This is a genomic window from Bacillus sp. NH11B (genome assembly GCF_001884205.1).
GTDB lineage: Bacteria > Bacillota > Bacilli > Bacillales > Bacillaceae_G > Bacillus_A > Bacillus_A proteolyticus.
On record NZ_MAOG01000108.1, the window covers coordinates 46,032 to 65,273 of the forward strand.

Annotated in this window: 28 protein-coding genes; 7 read left to right on the top strand and 21 right to left on the bottom strand. The window is 36.1% G+C overall.

Features of this window, described 5'->3' with window-relative positions; genetic code table 11:
* Positions 1 to 8 precede the first annotated feature (8 nt).
* The 5 genes from folD to accB form a co-directional block, all read right to left on the bottom strand.
* Entirely contained in the window at positions 9 to 869 is an 861-nt protein-coding gene (gene folD, locus BAU27_RS18780) for a bifunctional methylenetetrahydrofolate dehydrogenase/methenyltetrahydrofolate cyclohydrolase FolD (RefSeq protein ID WP_071747079.1), read from the bottom strand.
* Positions 870 to 892: 23 nt separating this feature from the next.
* Positions 893 to 1,285 (bottom strand): N utilization substance protein NusB, encoded by a 393-nt coding sequence (gene nusB / locus BAU27_RS18785; RefSeq protein WP_000830246.1) that lies wholly within the window; start codon positions 1,283 to 1,285, stop codon positions 893 to 895.
* A 348-nt stretch (positions 1,286 to 1,633) separates the two neighbouring features.
* A complete protein-coding gene (locus BAU27_RS18790; RefSeq protein ID WP_000807630.1) occupies positions 1,634 to 2,026 on the bottom strand; it encodes an Asp23/Gls24 family envelope stress response protein in 393 nt (130 codons plus the stop codon).
* A 22-nt stretch (positions 2,027 to 2,048) separates the two neighbouring features.
* Positions 2,049 to 3,401 carry an acetyl-CoA carboxylase biotin carboxylase subunit gene (gene accC / locus BAU27_RS18795; protein ID WP_071747080.1) on the bottom strand — a complete coding sequence of 451 codons (1,353 nt, stop codon included), beginning with the start codon at positions 3,399 to 3,401 and terminating at the stop codon, positions 2,049 to 2,051.
* A 16-nt stretch (positions 3,402 to 3,417) separates the two neighbouring features.
* On the bottom strand, positions 3,418 to 3,906 hold the full coding sequence (gene accB, locus BAU27_RS18800) for an acetyl-CoA carboxylase biotin carboxyl carrier protein (protein ID WP_000472877.1): 489 nt from the start codon (positions 3,904 to 3,906) through the stop codon (positions 3,418 to 3,420).
* 469 nt (positions 3,907 to 4,375) lie between these two features.
* On the opposite strand from accB, the gene BAU27_RS18805 reads away from it, so the two are divergent.
* A complete protein-coding gene (locus tag BAU27_RS18805; protein ID WP_071747081.1) occupies positions 4,376 to 4,570 on the top strand; it encodes a DNA recombination protein RecO in 195 nt (64 codons plus the stop codon).
* 58 nt (positions 4,571 to 4,628) lie between these two features.
* Here BAU27_RS18805 and BAU27_RS18810 read toward each other — a convergent pair whose 3' ends face one another.
* The 9 genes from BAU27_RS18810 to BAU27_RS18850 are packed head-to-tail and all read right to left on the bottom strand — an operon-like array spanning position 4,629 to position 10,150.
* Positions 4,629 to 5,285, bottom strand: coding sequence for a SpoIIIAH-like family protein (locus BAU27_RS18810; protein ID WP_000914727.1), 657 nt, complete (start codon positions 5,283 to 5,285; stop codon positions 4,629 to 4,631).
* 15 nt (positions 5,286 to 5,300) lie between these two features.
* Positions 5,301 to 5,963: a stage III sporulation protein AG gene (gene spoIIIAG, locus BAU27_RS18815; RefSeq protein WP_071771636.1), complete on the bottom strand. Its 663-nt coding sequence runs from the start codon at positions 5,961 to 5,963 to the stop codon at positions 5,301 to 5,303.
* Entirely contained in the window at positions 5,953 to 6,585 is a 633-nt protein-coding gene (gene spoIIIAF, locus BAU27_RS18820) for a stage III sporulation protein AF (RefSeq protein ID WP_071771637.1), read from the bottom strand. The genes spoIIIAG and spoIIIAF overlap by 11 nt, the downstream gene beginning before the upstream one ends.
* Positions 6,586 to 6,597: 12 nt before the next feature.
* On the bottom strand, positions 6,598 to 7,770 hold the full coding sequence (spoIIIAE, locus tag BAU27_RS18825; protein ID WP_071747085.1) for a stage III sporulation protein AE: 1,173 nt from the start codon (positions 7,768 to 7,770) through the stop codon (positions 6,598 to 6,600).
* Between the two features lie 10 nt (positions 7,771 to 7,780).
* Complete coding sequence (gene spoIIIAD, locus BAU27_RS18830; protein WP_079998460.1) at positions 7,781 to 8,164, bottom strand: stage III sporulation protein AD; 384 nt, start codon at positions 8,162 to 8,164, stop codon at positions 7,781 to 7,783.
* A 23-nt stretch (positions 8,165 to 8,187) separates the two neighbouring features.
* Positions 8,188 to 8,391: a stage III sporulation protein AC gene (spoIIIAC, locus tag BAU27_RS18835; protein WP_000020914.1), complete on the bottom strand. Its 204-nt coding sequence runs from the start codon at positions 8,389 to 8,391 to the stop codon at positions 8,188 to 8,190.
* A gap of 14 nt (positions 8,392 to 8,405) precedes the next feature.
* Complete coding sequence (gene spoIIIAB / locus BAU27_RS18840) at positions 8,406 to 8,921, bottom strand: stage III sporulation protein SpoIIIAB (RefSeq protein WP_002122444.1); 516 nt, start codon at positions 8,919 to 8,921, stop codon at positions 8,406 to 8,408.
* On the bottom strand, positions 8,915 to 9,841 hold the full coding sequence (gene spoIIIAA / locus BAU27_RS18845) for a stage III sporulation protein AA (protein WP_071747087.1): 927 nt from the start codon (positions 9,839 to 9,841) through the stop codon (positions 8,915 to 8,917). Before spoIIIAA ends, spoIIIAB begins: the two co-directional genes overlap by 7 nt.
* A 27-nt stretch (positions 9,842 to 9,868) precedes the next feature.
* Positions 9,869 to 10,150 carry a YqhV family protein gene (locus BAU27_RS18850; RefSeq protein WP_071771638.1) on the bottom strand — a complete coding sequence of 94 codons (282 nt, stop codon included), beginning with the start codon at positions 10,148 to 10,150 and terminating at the stop codon, positions 9,869 to 9,871.
* 189 nt (positions 10,151 to 10,339) lie between these two features.
* Here BAU27_RS18850 and BAU27_RS18855 point away from each other — a divergent pair, with 189 nt between their 5' ends.
* Both BAU27_RS18855 and BAU27_RS18860 read left to right on the top strand, forming a co-directional pair.
* Complete coding sequence (locus tag BAU27_RS18855) at positions 10,340 to 10,918, top strand: GNAT family N-acetyltransferase (protein WP_071771639.1); 579 nt, start codon at positions 10,340 to 10,342, stop codon at positions 10,916 to 10,918.
* Positions 10,899 to 11,219, top strand: a complete 321-nt coding sequence (locus BAU27_RS18860) for a hypothetical protein (RefSeq protein WP_071747089.1) — start codon at positions 10,899 to 10,901, stop codon at positions 11,217 to 11,219. The genes BAU27_RS18855 and BAU27_RS18860 overlap by 20 nt, the downstream gene beginning before the upstream one ends.
* Before the next feature lie 35 nt (positions 11,220 to 11,254).
* On the opposite strand, the gene efp is transcribed toward BAU27_RS18860, so the two are convergent.
* Genes efp through BAU27_RS18880 form a run of 4 tightly spaced genes read right to left on the bottom strand, consistent with a single transcriptional unit; the run spans position 11,255 to position 13,881 of the window.
* On the bottom strand, positions 11,255 to 11,812 hold the full coding sequence (gene efp, locus BAU27_RS18865) for an elongation factor P (RefSeq protein ID WP_000626521.1): 558 nt from the start codon (positions 11,810 to 11,812) through the stop codon (positions 11,255 to 11,257).
* 21 nt (positions 11,813 to 11,833) lie between these two features.
* Positions 11,834 to 12,895, bottom strand: a complete 1,062-nt coding sequence (gene pepQ, locus BAU27_RS18870) for a Xaa-Pro dipeptidase (RefSeq protein WP_071771640.1) — start codon at positions 12,893 to 12,895, stop codon at positions 11,834 to 11,836.
* A gap of 4 nt (positions 12,896 to 12,899) precedes the next feature.
* Positions 12,900 to 13,340, bottom strand: coding sequence for a type II 3-dehydroquinate dehydratase (aroQ, locus tag BAU27_RS18875; RefSeq protein WP_071747091.1), 441 nt, complete (start codon positions 13,338 to 13,340; stop codon positions 12,900 to 12,902).
* A gap of 55 nt (positions 13,341 to 13,395) precedes the next feature.
* Positions 13,396 to 13,881, bottom strand: a complete 486-nt coding sequence (locus BAU27_RS18880; RefSeq protein ID WP_071771641.1) for a YqhR family membrane protein — start codon at positions 13,879 to 13,881, stop codon at positions 13,396 to 13,398.
* Positions 13,882 to 14,125: 244 nt separating this feature from the next.
* On the opposite strand from BAU27_RS18880, the gene BAU27_RS18885 reads away from it, so the two are divergent.
* Both BAU27_RS18885 and BAU27_RS18890 read left to right on the top strand, forming a co-directional pair.
* Positions 14,126 to 15,046, top strand: coding sequence for a DUF1385 domain-containing protein (locus BAU27_RS18885; protein ID WP_071747093.1), 921 nt, complete (start codon positions 14,126 to 14,128; stop codon positions 15,044 to 15,046).
* 79 nt (positions 15,047 to 15,125) lie between these two features.
* Entirely contained in the window at positions 15,126 to 15,527 is a 402-nt protein-coding gene (locus tag BAU27_RS18890) for an SA1362 family protein (protein WP_002129056.1), read from the top strand.
* 79 nt (positions 15,528 to 15,606) lie between these two features.
* Here the strand turns inward: BAU27_RS18890 and BAU27_RS18895 are convergent, their stop codons facing one another.
* From BAU27_RS18895 to splB, 3 genes are all read right to left on the bottom strand, one after another.
* Entirely contained in the window at positions 15,607 to 16,254 is a 648-nt protein-coding gene (locus BAU27_RS18895) for an HAD family hydrolase (RefSeq protein WP_071747094.1), read from the bottom strand.
* 53 nt (positions 16,255 to 16,307) lie between these two features.
* Positions 16,308 to 16,736: a transcriptional regulator MntR gene (gene mntR, locus BAU27_RS18900; RefSeq protein ID WP_071747095.1), complete on the bottom strand. Its 429-nt coding sequence runs from the start codon at positions 16,734 to 16,736 to the stop codon at positions 16,308 to 16,310.
* A gap of 145 nt (positions 16,737 to 16,881) precedes the next feature.
* Positions 16,882 to 17,907 (bottom strand): spore photoproduct lyase, encoded by a 1,026-nt coding sequence (gene splB / locus BAU27_RS18905; RefSeq protein ID WP_071771642.1) that lies wholly within the window; start codon positions 17,905 to 17,907, stop codon positions 16,882 to 16,884.
* A 156-nt stretch (positions 17,908 to 18,063) separates the two neighbouring features.
* Between splB and BAU27_RS18910 the strand changes: the two genes are divergently transcribed.
* Both BAU27_RS18910 and BAU27_RS18915 read left to right on the top strand, forming a co-directional pair.
* The gene (locus tag BAU27_RS18910; RefSeq protein WP_000556081.1) at positions 18,064 to 18,381 is read left to right on the top strand and encodes a PadR family transcriptional regulator; all 318 of its coding nucleotides are present in this window, start codon (positions 18,064 to 18,066) and stop codon (positions 18,379 to 18,381) included.
* Between the two features lie 5 nt (positions 18,382 to 18,386).
* Positions 18,387 to 19,058, top strand: coding sequence for a DUF1129 family protein (locus BAU27_RS18915; RefSeq protein WP_071771643.1), 672 nt, complete (start codon positions 18,387 to 18,389; stop codon positions 19,056 to 19,058).
* Positions 19,059 to 19,242: the final 184 nt, after the last annotated feature.

Consider the following 19,242-nt stretch of genomic DNA (forward strand, 5'->3'; position numbering starts at 1 on the left):
GATTCAACTTATTGACAAACAACACCTGCACGCTTTGCAGACTCCACAGTGTTGTGAAGAAGCATTGTAATAGTCATTGGGCCGACTCCTTTTGGCACAGGCGTAATGTATCCTGCAACGTCTAATACGTTATCAAAATCAACATCACCACAAAGTTTTCCTGTCTCTAAACGGTTAACACCAACATCAATTACAACTGCACCTTCTTTAATATAATCAGCTGTTACCATCTTCGCTCTTCCAACAGCTACGATTAAAATATCAGCTAACTTCGATAATTCTTTTATATTTTGCGTCTTTGAATGACAATATGTGACAGTTGCATTTTCATTTAAAAACAGTTGTCCCACCGGTTTACCAACAATATTACTTCTTCCGATTACAACAACATGTTTTCCAGAAATATCAAGATTTGTTTCTTTTACTAATTCCACAATACCGTGCGGTGTACATGGAAGGAATGTATCTTGTCCCGTCATCATACGTCCAACGCTGATTGGGTGAAATCCATCTACATCCTTTTCAGGTGAAATTCTTTCAATGATAGCTTTTTCTTCAATATGTTTTGGTAAAGGTAATTGTACTAATATGCCATTAATACGGTCGTCTCCATTTAAGCGATCGATTTCAGCAAGCAAACGCTCCTCAGTAATCGTTTCAGGAAGTTCAATTAGCTCTGAATAAATCCCTACTTGCTCACAGCCTTTTTCTTTTCCTTTTACATAAGAACGCGATGCTGGGTCTTCTCCAACTAAAATAACTGCTAATCCTGGTACAATCCCTTGCTCTTTTAACTTCACAACTTCTTCTTTTAATTGTGCTCGTTTTTTCTCCGCAACTTCATTTCCTTTGATGATTACTGCTACCATTTTAAGATTCCCCCTTAAAGAAATTACAGTGTATCTTTTATATTAGATAAAACGCCGTTAATAAAACGACGAGATTCCTCATCCCCAAATGTTTTTGCAATTTCAATCGCTTCGTTAATTGTTACATTGTGTGGAATTTCTTCCATGTATTTCATTTCATACACAGCTACACGTAAAATACTGCGATCGACAATACTAATACGCTCAAGCTTCCACTTCTTTAAATTTTGACGAATTGCTGCGTCAATCTCTTCTTTGTTGTCTACAAATCCTACAACAAGTGATTCTAGAAACTCATTTGTTTCTTCACCTTCATCTAGCGTATTTTCCACCGCTACTTTCGGTTCTAATTCACCTGTAATATCCATTTGGTATAATGCTTGCATAGCTCTTTCTCTAGCCGTCCTACGTTTCATTGTAACTCTCCTTTATACTTCAAGTCTTTCCTTATGCTTTGTTATATTATTATAATTTATAAGCCGTCAATTCACTTACTCTTGTAGTTTTCATTGATTTTCCAACCTTATAATACAATGATAATAACACAATTTATCGTTTCACACACGGGGTACAAGGCTGAAAAATAATAAAAAGATTAACTTCAAGTTCCATATCTTATCACAATGTACGTTTTTTGGAAAAATGAAACATTCTCTTTTATATTTCTTATTTTTTGAAATAGTATAATAATTTAGAGGTTTTTAATTTGTGAAGAAATGCAACGATAAAAAAGGCACCTATGTTACTAGGCACCTTTTTCACTCTTACACTGGTTCGATTTCTGTTTTTTGTGTTTCGAATGTTACGCCAACGATGTGAACATTCACTTCTTTTGGCTCAAGTCCTGTCATTGTAAAGAGTGCCTGGCGTATATTGTCTTGAATTTTTTGTGCAACAACTGGAATTGCTACACCAAAATACATAACAACATAAAGGTCAACAATAATATCTTCGTTTGCTAACTCAACCTTTACACCTTTACCGTGATTTTTCTTCCCTAACTTCTCAACAACATCTGTAGCAAAATTACCACGCATTGCCGCTACACCTTCTACTTCAGCAGCTGCAATACCTGCAATTACTTCGATTACTTCTGGTGCAATTTCTACTTTTCCAAGAGTTGTATCTTGACCCATATCTAACATATGTTCAGCCATGAAAAAAACCTCCTTTAATGTATCACTGCGTCACAAGTTCATGCTCTTCCAAAAATTTCGTGTTAAACTCACCTTTTACAAAATCAGGATGATCTAGCAATTGCAAATGGAACGGGATTGTTGTATGTACGCCTTCAATGACAAACTCACTGAGTGCTCGCTTCATTTTTGCAATTGCCTCTTCACGTGTTTTTCCGTGAACAATTAATTTAGCAACCATCGAATCATAGAAAGGTGGAATTGAATATCCCGGATATACAGCTGAATCGACGCGAATACCAAATCCGCCTGGTGGCAAGTACATTTCTACTTTACCTGGAGATGGCATAAACTTTTTGGCAGGGTTTTCCGCATTAATTCGACATTCAATTGCCCAACCATTAAATTGTACTTCTTCTTGCTGTAACGATAACTTTTCTCCAGAAGCAACACGAATTTGTTCTTTAATTAAATCCATCCCTGTTACCATTTCTGTAACTGGATGCTCAACTTGAATTCTCGTATTCATCTCCATGAAATAAAAGCTTTTCGTTTTATATTCATAAATAAACTCAACCGTACCAGCACCTGTATAATCAACCGCTACCGCTGCTTTAACTGCTGCGTCACCCATTTGCTGACGAATATTTTCATCAAGTGCAGGTGATGGACTTTCTTCTAATAGTTTTTGCAAACGGCGCTGAATTGTACAATCACGCTCTCCTAAATGAATGGCATTTCCATGTGTATCTGCCATTATTTGAATCTCAACATGGCGGAAATCTTCAACGTACTTTTCTAAGTATACACCAGGGTTCCCAAAAGCGGTACTAGCTTCTTGCTGTGTAATTTGAATTCCTTTTACAAGCTCTTCTTCATGGCGCGCAACACGAATACCTTTTCCGCCGCCACCTGCAGTCGCTTTAATAATAACTGGATATCCAATTTGATTAGCAAGCTCGATCGCTTCTTCGGTATTTTTAATAATCCCTTGTGAACCTGGTACAATCGGAACCCCTGCTTCTTTCATTGTATCACGTGCAACGTCTTTTGTGCCCATCTTTGAAATAGCTTCTGGGCTTGGACCGATAAAAATCAAGTTACACTCACGGCATAATTCTGCAAAATCCGCATTCTCTGCTAAAAACCCATATCCCGGATGAATTGCATCACAACCTGTTAATTTCGCAACACTAATAATGTTCGTCAAATTTAAATAGCTTTCTTTCGAAATCGTTGGTCCAACACAATACGCTTCATCTGCAATTTGCACATGAAGTGACTCTTTGTCTGCTTCTGAATAAATTGCAACTGTTTCAATATCCATTTCTTTACAAGCACGAACAATTCGTACAGCAATTTCCCCACGATTGGCTATTAATACTTTTTTTATCATCACAAAGACTCCCTTATTACGCTTTTACAAGAAATAGCGGTTGTCCATACTCAACAAGCTGTCCATTATTAACAAGAATTTCAACAATTTCGCCCTCTACATCTGCGTCAATTTCGTTAAATAATTTCATAGCTTCAACAATACATACGATAGAATCTTTCGATACTTTGTCCCCAACACTTACATATTGAGGTGTATCAGGCGAAGAAGAGGAATAAAATGTTCCTACCATCGGTGATGTGATTTTATGTAGGTTTTCATTTTGAACAGCTGTTTTCTCTTCTTGTTTTGGCACTTCTACTTGTGCTGCCGCTACTGTTGTTTCTACTTCAACAGGTGCTGCTGGTTGCATGACTTGTTTTGTTACAGGTGCTTGCACAGTAACTACTTCATTACCACGTTTTTTCATTTTAATTGTTGTACCGTCTTTTTTGTATTCAAATTCATCAATATTAGAGCTATCAATTAATTTAATTAATTCACGAACTTCTTGAATTTTAAACATGTAAAATCCACTCCCATACTCTTGTTTATCCCGTTTTTACAGATTCTCATCACTAAAATTAGATTGACTGTAAAAATACGATGTATTCTATTAGAAAATTCATTTCATTTACTAATAGAAATATTTACTATTCCCATCTTACGATAAATTTTTTAAACATTCCAATTTATATTTCTTTATAATAAATCGAAACTCCTGTGAAAATATTATTCCACTAAAAAATTATTACCTAGTAATAATACCAAGTTTCACACAAAATTGGCAAGACCACTTCCTAAAAAAACATTTTTTACTTTTTCAAAACTTCACATTGTAAACACGTAATTCCCTAACCACTCTTCTTTTTTCTAAGATAAAAAACATATTTTTACCAAATATTATTTTTTTGTTTACGTGCCGTTCATTCTTCCTTCATATAAGAATAGTATGTTCAAAGTGTATAAAATTTATTGTAGTGAGGTGTGGACATATGATATGGCTCATTCTATTCTTGCCTGCCGTAGTGATTTGGGCATTTGTCCTCTTCATCCACGTCAAATCTGGAAAAAGTAATCACCATTATCATGAACCATTAATCTTTTACTCACAGCGTATTTCCCCGTTTCCAATTGAAAAGACTAAATACAACAAAGATGAAATAGAAAAAAGCTATCGAAATCGATAGCTTTTTTCTATTATTCTTTTATCTCATTTGAAGCAGCAACACCTATTATAATTTCAATTTATTTTACTGATGGATCAAATTTCACACCTACATCTTTTGGACCACCTTCACTTCTTACAAGCTGAATAATTTTATTCGCTTCTTTTTGTGAATGCTTTGCTGATTTAACCGTTACTTTAATGTCCGTTCCATCAGCTCTTACAAGAGCATCTTTATATCCACCTTGAGATTTAATCACTGTCTCAAGTAATTGTTGCTTCGTTTCCATTGTAGTGATTGCATCAAGATTATCTTTCGCTTTACTCTTTTCTTCTGCTGAAGATTTCGATGACTTCATTACATTTTGTAGCTTTTCTTTCTCTACACTACGCTGATCTTCCATTTGCATACGTAGCGCTGTGAAATTCTCATCGCTTGATTGAACTGTTACGCTAGCCTCTTTTTTACTTGTTTCTTTTTTGTCATTCTCTTTTTTGTCTGTTTCTTTATTTGTAGTTTCCTTGCTTGTACTTTCTTTTGTTGTCTCTTTATTTGTAGTTTCTTTCGTTGTTTCTTTTGTAACTGCTTTATCAGCACCTTGCTTTTCTTGTCCCATCTTTTCACCCGTTGCCGGTGCTGCTGTATTCATTTTTTCAGGAGTTGTTACGTAATAAACAGATAGTACAACCACTAAACTTAACATCGTTAATAGCCAAACCGTTTGTTTTTTTAACACTTTATTTCCTCCCTATCAATTTTTCGGTGATACTGAAACGCGATGAGATGGTACATCTAACAATCGCGTCACAGCTTCTTTTACCATTGCTTTTATTTGTATATTATCCACTCCCTTTGCTACGACAAGAACACCTCTTACTTGCGGTTTCTCTGTTCGCAAAACAATTGGAGTTTCTTTATCACCTTCACGTATAATGACGGTCTTTTCATCAAGAGACTCGTCCTCTACTTCCCTTTTACCGCCTGCTTTATCAGTTTCACCTGTTGTTTGCGAGCGTTTCACTGTATTTTTCTCGAGTATTTTTTCTTCAGATGAATCTAAGTTCACTTTAATAGTTACATCTTTTACTCCAGCTATCTCTTCTAAAGAAGCTTTCAATTCTTGTTCATACGCTTTTTCATATTTTTCTACATTTGACATATTATCATTGTTTTTTTGTCCGAAAGTTGGTACATCTTTATCTTGGTTTTGACTTGTCTTTTCTTTAAACACAGGCACTTCTTCTTTTTTAGGTGCAAAGAAATTACTAGAAAACATAAGCACAATCCCAAGTATGAGTAGGACAAGCAAAAACTTAGGTGTTACTTTTCTCCCCTTCTCATTACTTTCTTTTTCATCCCCATTCAATAAGTTTCGAAAAAATGAGAACCTCGAATTTTTATCTTTATTGTCCATTTACGCTACCTGTCCTCCCTTCCATCTGAACTTGGATTTGTTTATCCTCTAGTTGCCACCTGCTTGAAAAGAAATTTTCCATTTCTACATTCGTTTCTTCTAATTTTTTTGGTGGTTCTTTCGTATTAATTTCAATTGACTTTACTGTTTCGATTGCATCATTTTTACTACGCTCTTTTTCTTTCAACGTCACAACAACAGATTGAATATCTTTCGCTGACTTTACTTCTTCTGCATGTTTCACTGCGACTATTTGTATTTCAGAGACTGTCATACCATACTTTTTCTCAAACTCTTTTCCTACGTCTTTTTTCATTTTGGTAGCCATCTCTTCTAAACTATATGCACGTGTTAGAGCTTGTATTTCTTTTTTCTTCGAATCTATCGAATTTTTTACTGATCCATCTGCTACGTACTTTTCTTCATTGAAATTTGCGATAACTTCATTTACATCTGTTTGTAACAACTTAAATAGAGGCGTTAAAATTAATACAACTAACAATAGACTTACAACGAATTTAACGTACTTTTGTAAATTTGAATTCGGAAGAATAAGATGAAGCATTGTCGCTAAGAGTAAAAAAACGATAATATTTCTAATCCACTCTGTAACAAATTGCATACTCTTCACCTCCTATCGCATCATGAGCGTAATGTTCCCCGCAGCAATAATAATCGTGATACTTAAAAAGAACATAAACGACACGATAGCTAAACAAGCAAATACGTAAATGATACTTCGTCCGATAATATCTAAACATTGAATAATTGCTCCTCCGCCAACTGGTTGCAATACTGCCGCTGCGAATTTATAAATAAATGCGATACAAAATATTTGAATCGCTGGAAAAGCGACAATTAGGCACAGAATGACGAGCCCGATAATCCCGACTGTATTTTTTAATAATCCAGATGCACTAATAACGGTATCCGCTGCTTCAGTAAACATCCTTCCTACTACAGGAATGAAGTTTCCTGTTACAAATTTAGCAGTTTTCACAGCTATGCCATCAGCAACAGCTGAAGCGGTTCCCTGTACAGATAATACCCCTAAAAAAACCGTCAAAAAGATACCCATAATCCCAACGCTAACGTTTTGCAAAAGCTTGGACAATTTCGTAACTTTATATTGATCACTCATCGTGCTTACAATACTTAATATAGTTGCAAGTAATAAAAGTGGTAGAACGATATAATTCATAAGAAGCCCACTCGTATTCATTAAGAAAATGATGATTGGATGGAAAAATGCTACAGACACGACACCGCCACCAGTCGCTATGAGTGCAAGTAAAATTGGTAATAATGCTAGTATGAAATCTACCATTGTTTGTATCGTCTCTCTTGCATATGTCATAACAACATAAAAACTATTTAAGGCGAAAATAATAAGTACCATGTATACGACTGCATCCGCAATTTTACTTACACTACTCTTTGAAAAAGAAGATTGTAGTGATTGCAACAATGCACTGAAAATCGTAAGCATAATGAGCGTTCCAAGTAACTTTCCATTTGCAACAAGCTCGTGAAATAAATATTTTAATAGACCTATCATCCACTCTTTTATGGAGAACTCTTTTTCTCCCTTTACAAACTCCATAAAGCTTCCTTTTTGACTCTCTGGTAAATAGCCTCCGTACTTTGTAACAAGCCCGTCCCAAAATTGCTTCACATCTTCAATTCCGAGCTTATCCAATTGTTGATCAACGACGTTTGTTTCTATAGGAGAAGCTTGTACAACAATCGGTAAAGAAAAGAAAAGGAAGCAAGCAAACAGCAGCTTAGCTCCGAACTTCCTCAACATGCACTCCCCCTTATCCCGTAGGCAAAAATCCGAGAATTGTTTCAATTACAACCGTCAAAATGGGAATTGCCATAACGAGAATCAAAATTTTTCCAGCTAATTCAATTTTCGAGGCGATTGCACCTTGACCAGCATCTTTTGTAATTTGTGCACCAAACTCAGCGATATAAGCAATCCCTATAATTTTTAATAATGTTTCTACATATACGTTGCTAACCTTTGCTTCACTCGCCACTCTCTCAATCATTTGCAAGATAGAATGAATTTGATCGATTAAGAGAAGAAACATTACGCTACCAACGAACACAATAAATAACGATGTAATACTAGATTTATGCTGATTTAAAACCGCGGCTAAAAACGTAGCAACGAGGCCTAATCCGACAATTTGTATAATTTCGATTCGAACCGCCTCCTTTACTGGAAGAGAAAGACACTTTTAATCTTGTCGAACAGAGTATTAATTAAAAATGCAACATGAAATAAAATAACGACAAAACCGACAAGGATAACCCAATTTGCAATATCCTCTCGCTTTAATTCTTTTAGTACGGTATGAATGAAAGCTAAAACAATGCCGATTCCGGCGATTTGAAATATTAATCCAACATCAATGGACATCGCCTTTCTCCCCCCTATAGCAGTAAAATTACGATAAGTAGCCCTGCTAACACTCCTAAACTCTTTATCATTTTTTCGTATTGTAGTTGTAAAGCTTTTGCTTCTCCTTCTTCTCTCTCCAAATGTGTAATACATAACCGAATATGTTTTTGTTGTGATTCACGATCATGTTGTCCAAGTGTTTCACCAAATTGTTGCAGTATTTCATACTCGGTTTGTTTAAACGCCGTTAATGTCCAGTTCTCTTTCAAACTATCGATCCAAGCCTCTCTAACTGTTTGTTCCCCGTTCTCTAGACGCCTCGCAAAGCTTTGAAATATCCAATTTAATGGCTTCGGCATTTGTTTAACCAATCGCTCAGCCGCTTCAGATAAAGGCGTGTGCCCATACATAATCTCCGCTTCTAATGATTGCAATGCCGCTTTCAATAATCTAAGTTGCCGCGGTCTCTCACTGTATCGTTTAGCGTATGAAAATCCGAAAAAGGTACTGACCGCAACTATTAATACCGCACCAAATATTTTCACCATACGCCTTGAGCCTTTCTATGCGGTAATACTGGCTTGCCATATTTATCTTTCACTTGCATAACCGTTCCTGGCCCTCTCGCTTTTGACAATTCCACAAACCTATCAAATACGCCAAGTTCCAGCACCGCCTGCAGCGATGGACGTTTCACAACATCATCATAAGAAAATCCGTGTGCACTTATAAAAAGCTGAACGCCTGCATGCACCGCCTCCATAATCGCTTCACTATCTTCTTTACGTCCAATTTCATCTACGATCAAAATATCTGGGCTCATAGAACGAATCATCATCATCATTCCTTCAGCTTTTGGGCAAGCGTCTAATACATCTACTCGCGTGCCAAAGTCATATTGCGGAATCCCCTTTACACAGCCGGCAATTTCTGATCGTTCATCAACAATTCCCACTTTACAAGAAGGAATTTCCGAAGCACTAACACCTTGACTCATGCAGCGTGCCACATCTCTTAATAATGTTGTTTTCCCCGTTTGTGGTGGGCCAATTACCATCGTGTTTAACCATCTTGATGCATAAAGGTATGGCAGAAGTGGCTCAGCAATCCCTATTTTTTGACGAGCAATACGAATATTAAACGAAGAGACATCCCGGATCATTTTCACTGCACTTTTTTCTGTAATGACTTTTCCCGCCAGGCCAATTCTATGTCCCCCTCGTAGTGTCACATATCCACGTTTCAATTCCTCTTCCATCGTATAAATCGAAAATTGACTCAATTTATTCAATAAGTAGATTGCATCTTCCGCTGTAGCAACATAGTCATAAAAAAACACTTCACCATGTGCGATACACTCTAGTGGCCTTCCAATTCGAACGCGAATTTCCTCTAGAGAATCGTATTGCTTACAACCTTCAACTAACTGTTTCATCGTTTTCGGTAATACTTCTAATACTTCTTTCATAAGCTTCTCCCCACTATAATCGACTTACTATTTCAACAACGCGATAAAAATGCAGCCAATTCCAAGTGCTAGAAAAAAGAGTTTCAGGAAAGAAATTTCACTTGCTACACTCGCTATGCCAATTGTCATTGTTAAAATTAATACGGTCGGTCCAACAAACGCCAACATACCATTTATAAACAATGCTTTTTTCGCATCATTCACGTAAAGCATAAGCAAAGCGGCGAATATTTCCGCGCTTCCTGAAAACACCCGAAGTAACCCCATCACAAGTACGGATGTTTCCATTGCCGCTAGCCACTGTTTCATTCTCCCACCTTCTCCCATAACGGTTACTATTGCCGTATGCTCAAAAAGAATATATTTGTACAACCATATGCAGAGGTTGTCTATTTCAGAAGTAAAAACATAATTATTCTCTAACGCCTTATTTAAATCTGAATATTCTTATTTTTTATGGTGTATTATGATATATTTAATTTAAAAGGGGTATAAACGATGCGGCACGTTACTTTATTACCACTTGATTTACGCTATGCAAATGTGATTTTTGAGCTATCAAGTGAACCACACGTAAAAAATGCATTAGGAATACAGGTAGAAAAAGTCGAAGACACGAAGGCATTTCTTCTTTTTGCAATAGAAGAAGAGCGCCAAAAGAAGTCTTTATCGAGAGTGATTGTAGATGAAGAAAATGAAATAATTGGCCTCACCACACTTAAACATATTAATTATGAGAAAAAGCACTCTCACATTGGCAGTTGGCTCGGCTATCCATACTGGGGAAAAGGATATAATGAGGCCGCTAAAAAAGAAATCTTTAAAGTCGCTTTCTTAGACTTACAACTTACATACGTATTCGCTGGTGCTAAAACGACTAACATTCGCTCGTTAAGAGCACAAGAAAAACTACCTTATATTTCATTGCATGTGGAAAACAAGTTTCCAGGCGAACATACTGCACTTGAGAAAGAAGTAAAGTCACCTTGCTCACTACATGTCGTATCACGCAAGAATTTTTTAAATTGGCTGGACGTACAAAATGAGGGGGGAAAATATGAAGGTATTAAAAATTAGTTTAACAATTATAGTAGAATTAGCCATTATTTATCTTTTTTCCAAGATGGTCTCTTGGTCCTTTATGGAGAGTTTTTTCCTAGGAAGCTTAGCCATATTTGCAATTACGTGGTTAATTATTATGAGTAACCATAGAAACAATATTACAGATCACGCAATAAGTAAGACATTAACTGGTGTGGAGACTGGTGAAATAAAACCATTTCAAATTGTTTTCACTCCATATATCGCGGGTACTCTTTCACTTGTCTTAGTTAGTTTTGTTATAACTGCCATTTACTATCTACCCTACTTTCTATAAAAAAAGCACTCGTGATGATCACGAGTGCTTTTTTACTATGCACGAGAAACGTATTTACCTTCACCAGTGTTGATGATAAGCATTTCGCCTTCGTTAATGAAGATTGGTACTTGTACAACAAGACCAGTTTCTAATGTAGCTGGTTTTGTTACGTTAGAAGCTGTGTCACCTTTAATACCAGGTTCTGTCTCTGACACTTTTAATTCAACAGTATTCGGAAGTTCAACACCAAGTACTTCATCTTGGTATGTCATAATAGATACTTCCATGTTTTCTTTTAGGAATTTTAATTCGCGCTCAATTTGGTTTTCACCAAGTTCGATTTGCTCATAAGTTCCGTTATCCATAAATACGTGAGACTCACCACTCGCGTATAAGTATTGCATACGACGGTTTTCGATGTGTGCTTTTTCTACTTTTTCACCTGCACGGAATGTTTTCTCTTGAACAGATCCTGTGCGAAGGTTACGTAGTTTAGAGCGAACGAATGCAGCACCTTTACCTGGCTTTACGTGTTGGAAATCCATTACTTGCCAAAGGGCATTGTCCACTGAGATTGTTAAACCTGTACGAAAATCGTTTACTGAAATCATGTAAAAAAATCCTCCTGTGTATTACAAAATAATAAGTTCTTTTGGTGATTTCGTTATTACTTCATTACCTTCACTTGTTACAATGATATCATCTTCAATACGTACCCCGCCAACACCTGGAATATAAATACCTGGTTCTACTGTTACAGCCATACCTGGTTCAAGTACTGTATCAGAACGGAACGCTAAACCTGGTGCTTCATGGATTTCAAGACCGATTCCATGACCAGTAGAGTGTCCGAAGTATTCACCATATCCTTTTTCCGTTATGTAATCACGCGTTAATGCATCCGCCTCACGGCCCGTTAAACCAGCTTTAATACCGTTCACACCACGTAGTTGTGCTTCTAAAACGATATTATAAATTTCTTTTAATTTATCAGATGGCTCACCGACTGCAATCGTACGAGTAATATCAGAGCAATATCCTTTGTAATAAGCACCGAAGTCTAATGTAACGAAATCTCCTATTTCTATCACTTTTTCAGATGCCACGCCGTGCGGTAATGCCGAACGAAGACCTGAAGCAACGATAATATCAAACGAAGAAGATGTTGCTCCTTGTTTTCTCATGAAAAATTCAAGTTCATTTGACACTTCAATTTCAGATACTCCCGGGCGAATGAATGATAGAATATGCTCAAAGGCAGCATCTGCAATCTGTGCAGCTTCCTTTAATATCTTAATCTCTGAATCAGTCTTTATCAAGCGTAACTTTTCTACAAGCCCAGAAGTTGGGATAAATTCAGCTTCGATCGCTTCATTATGCGTTACGTAAGAGCTATATGTAAGGGTATCTTGTTCAAATCCTAGTTTTTGAATTCCAAGTTCTTTAACTTGTTTCGCAACTTCATCAAGAATCAATCCTGCATGCTGTACAATTTCATACCCAACCGCTTGCTTACCAGCTTGCTCTACATAACGGAAATCTGTAATAAATAGAGCACGTTCTTTTGAAATTAGTACAACACCAGCTGTTCCTGTGAAATTCGCCATATATCTACGGCTATGTTCATTCGTTAATACGATACCGTCAATACCAGCATCATCAAACGCACTTCTTAATCTCTCGATCTTTTCCATTACTTTATGCCTCCCTCAATTTCTCCATTAATGCAAATAACGCTAGCTTATAACCATAAAAACCAAATCCAACAATTTGCCCCGCACAAACAGCCGCTGTCACAGATTCATGACGAAACGACTCACGCCCGTGAATGTTAGAAATATGTACTTCAATAACTGGAATCGAAACACTTGCGATAGCATCCCGAATCGCATAGCTATAATGCGTAAATGCACCTGGATTTAGAATGATTCCTTCATATATGTCATCAGCCTCATGAATAATATCAATAATAGCTCCTTCATGATTCGATTGAAAACATTCTAACTCCACTCCCATTTTCTCTGCTTCTTGTTTCATATCTGTTTCAAGCGTCGCTAACGTTCCTTCTCCATATACATTTACCTCTCTGACACCAAGGCGATTTAGGTTAGGACCATTTACGAGGAGTAACTTTTTCATTTTCTTAAAACTCCTTAATATTAAAGAATGTCTATACGACATTTTAACATACGAATCACTTGTTTGAATAGTTTGTCTTCTCGAGCCCTTCTCCTCTATTTGTATTGTTCGCTTCGAATGCAACAGAGTATGAAATAAAGACACCATATAATATAAAGATACATGCTGTTGTTATGATTGTTTCTTTCGGTAAATGAAGTGCACTTTTAATAACTGGTGCCATTATCCCCATTCCAAAAAATAATAATGCCCACCAAAATAAACCGTATAGTATACCAGGTAATACGCCTTCAAACTTTTTAAAAAAAGCTTTATAGAGCAAGGCCACTAAAATTGAAAGAAGTCCCATACAAACGATGCCTAGTACATTTCCCCAAACCCCTTCTTTCCAATCTCCAAATGCAAACGGTAAAAGGAAATAATTAGGTCCAGCTTCTGTAAACGAGAATATATGAAGGAAATACCATATACTTCCCCAAAACAAGCCACCAAATAAACCAATTTGTACAAAGTTCCTTATCGTTGATTGTTCTTGATTCACATTGACACCTCCGCTCAATAGTATGCCCGAAACTATTTTGAAGCATGTTTAAATTCTGCGAAATTTGTCTATAAAAAGAATAAGAAATGTCCTACTCTCGTAACATTTCCCCTTGTCATCTGCTTGTATTTGTCGATAAAATAAAGGAAACTCGGTGATTGTCTTATTTCAAAATGGCAGGACCAAGTATGACAATTACCTCTTTTTCTACATAAGAGAGAAACAAATACAGGTTGGTGTTAACATGGCAGAAGAGTCAAAACAAATATATGGCGGGCAAGCAGTCATAGAAGGAGTTATGTTTGGCGGTAGAGAATATACTGTTACAGCGGTTCGTCGTAAAGATAAATCGATTGAATTTTATCGATTACCACGCGTTCGTAATAGAGCATTATCTATCCTAAAGAAGATTCCATTTATACGAGGTATTGCCGCTATCGTGGACGCAAGTGCGAATGGAGCGAAGCATTTAAACTTTGCTTCAGAACGATTTGATGTCCACCCAGAAGAAGATGAACAAATTGCAAATACAAAAGAAGAACAATCAAAATTAACGATGGTATTAGGAGTTGCAGCAGTTGGCGTTTTATCATTCATATTCGGTAAAGTAATTTTCACAGCAGTTCCTGCACTATTAGCTGAACTAACGAGACCGATTTTCCCATCTCATACAGGGCAAATCATTGTCGAAAGTGTCATTAAGCTCATGTTACTATTGAGCTATATATACTTTATTTCTTTAACCCCACTTATTAAGAGGGTGTTTCAGTACCACGGTGCAGAGCATAAAGTAATTAATGCTTATGAGAATAATCTTCCACTAACTGTAGACAATGTTCAAAAGCAAACTCGCCTCCATTATCGCTGTGGCAGTAGCTTTATAATATTTACAGTCATTATTGGAATGTTTGTTTATTTCCTAGTTCCTACAGATCCACTTTGGGCAAGGGTAGTAAACCGAATTTTATTAATTCCAGTTGTTCTCGGCATTTCTTTTGAAGTATTACAATTTACCAATCGATTACGAGATGTCCCTGTTTTGCGAGTACTTGGATATCCAGGATTATGGCTGCAACTATTAACAACGAAAGAACCAACAGATGATCAAGCGGAAGTTGCAATCGCATCGTTTGAAGAATTATTACGTTTAGAAAACAAACAATAATTATTTAAAAATGGTGTTCAACTCCTTTCCTCATCGTTAATATACTAATTTTAATATATGTTTTTAGGAGGTGTCCCTTATGAACGGTCGTTCGTTTACATTCGCTATATTTGTGCTTATTATCGGATTAGCAATATTCGGCCTTGTTTCATCTGTTATTACAGATCCAATGGGAGTATTGAAAAACATTGGTATCATGTTAGCTGTCGTCGGTATCTTTTACTTACTCTACAAAATGTTTACAAACTCTAGTGGTTCTGCAAATTCGCAAAGCTCATATAAGCGTGCAGCGAAACAATCGAACCGCAAACACGGGAAACAAAATGTAGCACCCCTAAGTAATTCTTTCTTGAAACGAAATGCTTCTGATGACAAGGGGAAAAAGGGTAATTCTCCATCGTTGAAAAGAAAAAGAAAACAATCTCATTTAACTGTCATTGAAGGTAAAAAAAACAAAAAGAAAGACCGTGCTTCCTTTTAGGAAATACGGTCTTTTTTTATCTCAATTAGTACGGGCAAATAATCAGTGGGGATGAGAAAAGCCCCGACTGATTAAAGTTTCACTTTATATGTTGAAGTACTTCTTTCAAACTTTTTTCTTTCATACTTTCGATACGAAGGTGATGGTTTTCAAATTGCAAATTTCTTGTCACATCATTAGGTACGACGACACATTTTAATCCCGCTGCAATCGCTGCTTTCAATCCATTTAATGAATCCTCAAACACAACAGCTTCCGATGGTTCAACTCCTAATTCTTCTATCGCAACTTTATAAAGAGCTGGATCTGGTTTTACCTTCTCGACATCTTCTCTCGTTTTAATCACTTCAAAATACTCTCTAATCTGTAGCTCTTCTAAAAAACGAACGACCCACTCTCTAGATGAGCTAGAGGCTAATGCGATTTTTAATCCCATTTCTTTCGCTTCTTCTAAATATTCTTTTACCCCGTCACGCGCTTCTGGTATTTTCATTTTCTCTTTATGTAAAATTGTTACTTTTTCCTTTAATGTATGCTCATTAAACTTTTCTTTTAATTGCTCTTTTAAAAATGCATAAAGTACTTCATCTGTCGTTCCAATACATTTTGCAAATTCCTCTAAAGGTAACTCGCCGCCGTATTCACGAACAGCATCTCTGAAAGAGTGAAACCATATTGTTTCTGTGTCCACAATTAATCCATCAAAATCAAAAATAATTGCTTTCATTATTCTCCCGTCCTTTTCGATTGAAATAAAAAAGGAAACGCCACACGTTCCCCTTAATTACTTTTCTCTTCATTTGCTTTTTGAACACCACGAAGTGTTTCTACTCGAACTTTATCTTGTTCAAAGTACTGTACTAAATCACCGATACGGTCAATTGATTCCCAACTTAAATGATGTTCAATTCCTTCTACATCATTATAAATTTTGCTTTCATCCACACCGATAATGCGCATAAACTGTTCTAACAATTCATGACGATATACAAGACGTTCTCCGATTTTTTTACCTTTTGATGTTAATACAAGCCCTCTATATTTTTCATAAATTAGATATTCGTCCTTGTCTAATTTTTGTACCATTTTTGTTACAGAGGATGGATGTACACTAAGCGCTTCAGCAATATCAGATACACGGGCATAACCCTTTTCATCAATCAACAAATAAATTTGTTCAATATAATCTTCCATACTAGGGGTAGGCATCGGTTTCCTCCATCCAATTTCATTTTGCTTATTCCGTACGAAGCAATCAATAAAATGATACACCAGAAAGAATAACGTGACAAGGTGGAAACGAGCCTAAATATATAAAACAAAAAAAGAATCCATATTCAGATACAGATTCCCCTTATGTAAAATATTGAATTTCTGCATCAGGAAAATACTCATGTATATAACCTCGTATTGTTTCTTCTAATACTTCCGCATCATCCTTTTGATATACATATTTCCCAATACCGTATCGTCCCCATTTATATTTCCGCTTCTCTTCATCCATTTCAAGCTTTGTATTTGGATAACGCTCTTGAATGACCTTTTTTGCCGGTTTCGTAAAGCGATGTTGAATTAATTCGAACGTTAAATTTGGTATCGTCATGTCTTTTAACGCATTGTACAATCGTTCAAACAATTCACGGTACCCTTCTTCCCACCCTTCATGCATATAAAGTGGAGCAACAATAAAACCAAGAGGATAATTAGCCCCCGCTACTTTACGTGCAGCCTCAATTCGTTCTTCAAATGGTGATGTCCCAGGTTCAAAATTTTTAATCACATAACGTGAATTAATACTAAATCGAAAACGCGTTTTCCCATTATGCTTTGCATCTAATAAATGATCAACGTGCGAATATTTTGTAACGAAACGTAAACGTCCATGTTCACTTTCTCCGATAAACTCTATCGCCCGCTTTAATGCATGTGTTAAATGATCAATTCCGACGATGTCTGATGTACATGCCGCTTCAAATCTTGTTATTTCAGGGGCCCTTTCATCCATATATTGCTTTGCCTTCTCAAATATTTCATCTAGATTCACATACACCCTTACGTAAGGTTTACTACCAAGTGTCGTTTGCAAATAACAATAATGACAATGTCCCATACACCCTGTTGCAAGCGGGATTGCATATTCAGCTGATGGCTTTGATGTATCAAACTTTAATGTCTTCCTCACCCCAACGACTAGTGTCGCTTTTGCATTACGATACTTTTGCAATTCATTTTCGCCTGGCAAATTTCTAATTTGATTGTGTGATGTCGTTTCACGAATTTCTAATCCCATCTTCGTAAACTTCTCATAAAGCTCTTTTCCAAGCGAATATTCGAGTGCCCTCGGTTCAAAGTAAACGATTTTTGGCATAAATGGTTTCATCTGCTTCCCTCCTCTCGTTAATATGGGAAACAAAGTAAAATTAACACAGATTAAAGTTTTCCACTTCAGTAACTTGCGTTGCAAGTTACTGAATGTTATAATTTGGATAACAGCTACCTTGCAACGCAAGTTACCTGGGTAAAAGGTGGTGAAATCATGCACAGCCAAATGTTAAAAGGTGTGCTCGAAGGTTGCATCCTATACATCATTTCACAAGAAGAAGTGTACGGATATGAACTGAGTACAAAATTAAATAAACACGGCTTTACATTCGTAAGCGAAGGAAGCATATATCCGTTATTGTTACGTATGCAAAAAGAAAAATTGATTGAAGGAACATTAAAAGCCTCCTCACTCGGTCCAAAGCGTAAATATTATCACGTAACCGATAAAGGATTAGAACAGCTTGAAGAATTTAAAAAAAGCTGGGGAATGGTTTCAACGACCGTAAACAACTTATTACAAGGGGAGTGATAGGGATGAATGCGCAAGACATGGTTGAATTGAACAATAAAAAACGTGAACTTTTAACACCTGAAAACGAATCTACTTACGGTGATATGTTAGTATATCTTCGATTATCTAACGTACCCGAGCGACAAATGGAAGAACTTTTACTAGAAATATTAGATCATCTTATCGAAGCACAAACAGAAAATAAAAATGCTTACGACATCTTTGGAGATGATTTACAATCTTATTGCGATGAACTTATATCAGCTTCACCAACCCAAACAAATCTAGAAAAAACTTCTTTAATTGGATTTTCTATTAGTTTACTCCTTGCTATACAGTTTGGAATCGATGCCCTTGTATCATTTTTCATTTTAATCTTCGGGAAGAATACCGAACAATTAAACCCAGCTTTTAGCATCCCTGGAACTACTTTGTTTGTTTCACTTATTATACTAGGTATACTTTTCATTTTACATTTATTAAAGCGCTATTCCTTTAATCAGAAGATTAATTGGAAAAGAAGGATTCTCTTTGGTTTCGCCTTTGCTACTCCATTTTGTTCAGCTGTATTCTTAAATATTTATTTCAAAAAGCAACCCTATCTCATTTATCATCTAACCTTTTGGCAAAACGCCTTAATCGCTATTCTATTTTTTATTTTATATAAATTACTATACAAAAAAACAAATTTTTAACAGCCTTTCAAAAGGCTGTTTTTCTTCTGTCTAATTTTACAAATTGAAAAATTTCATAAAGAAAATAAGAAAAATGCAAAATAATTAAAGTTAATTGTTGACGTGATGCTTTTATTATCGGTATCATAAATCTTCGTGAGCAATTATTTTTCGTTATACGATTTTTTTATTATTACTGAATTTT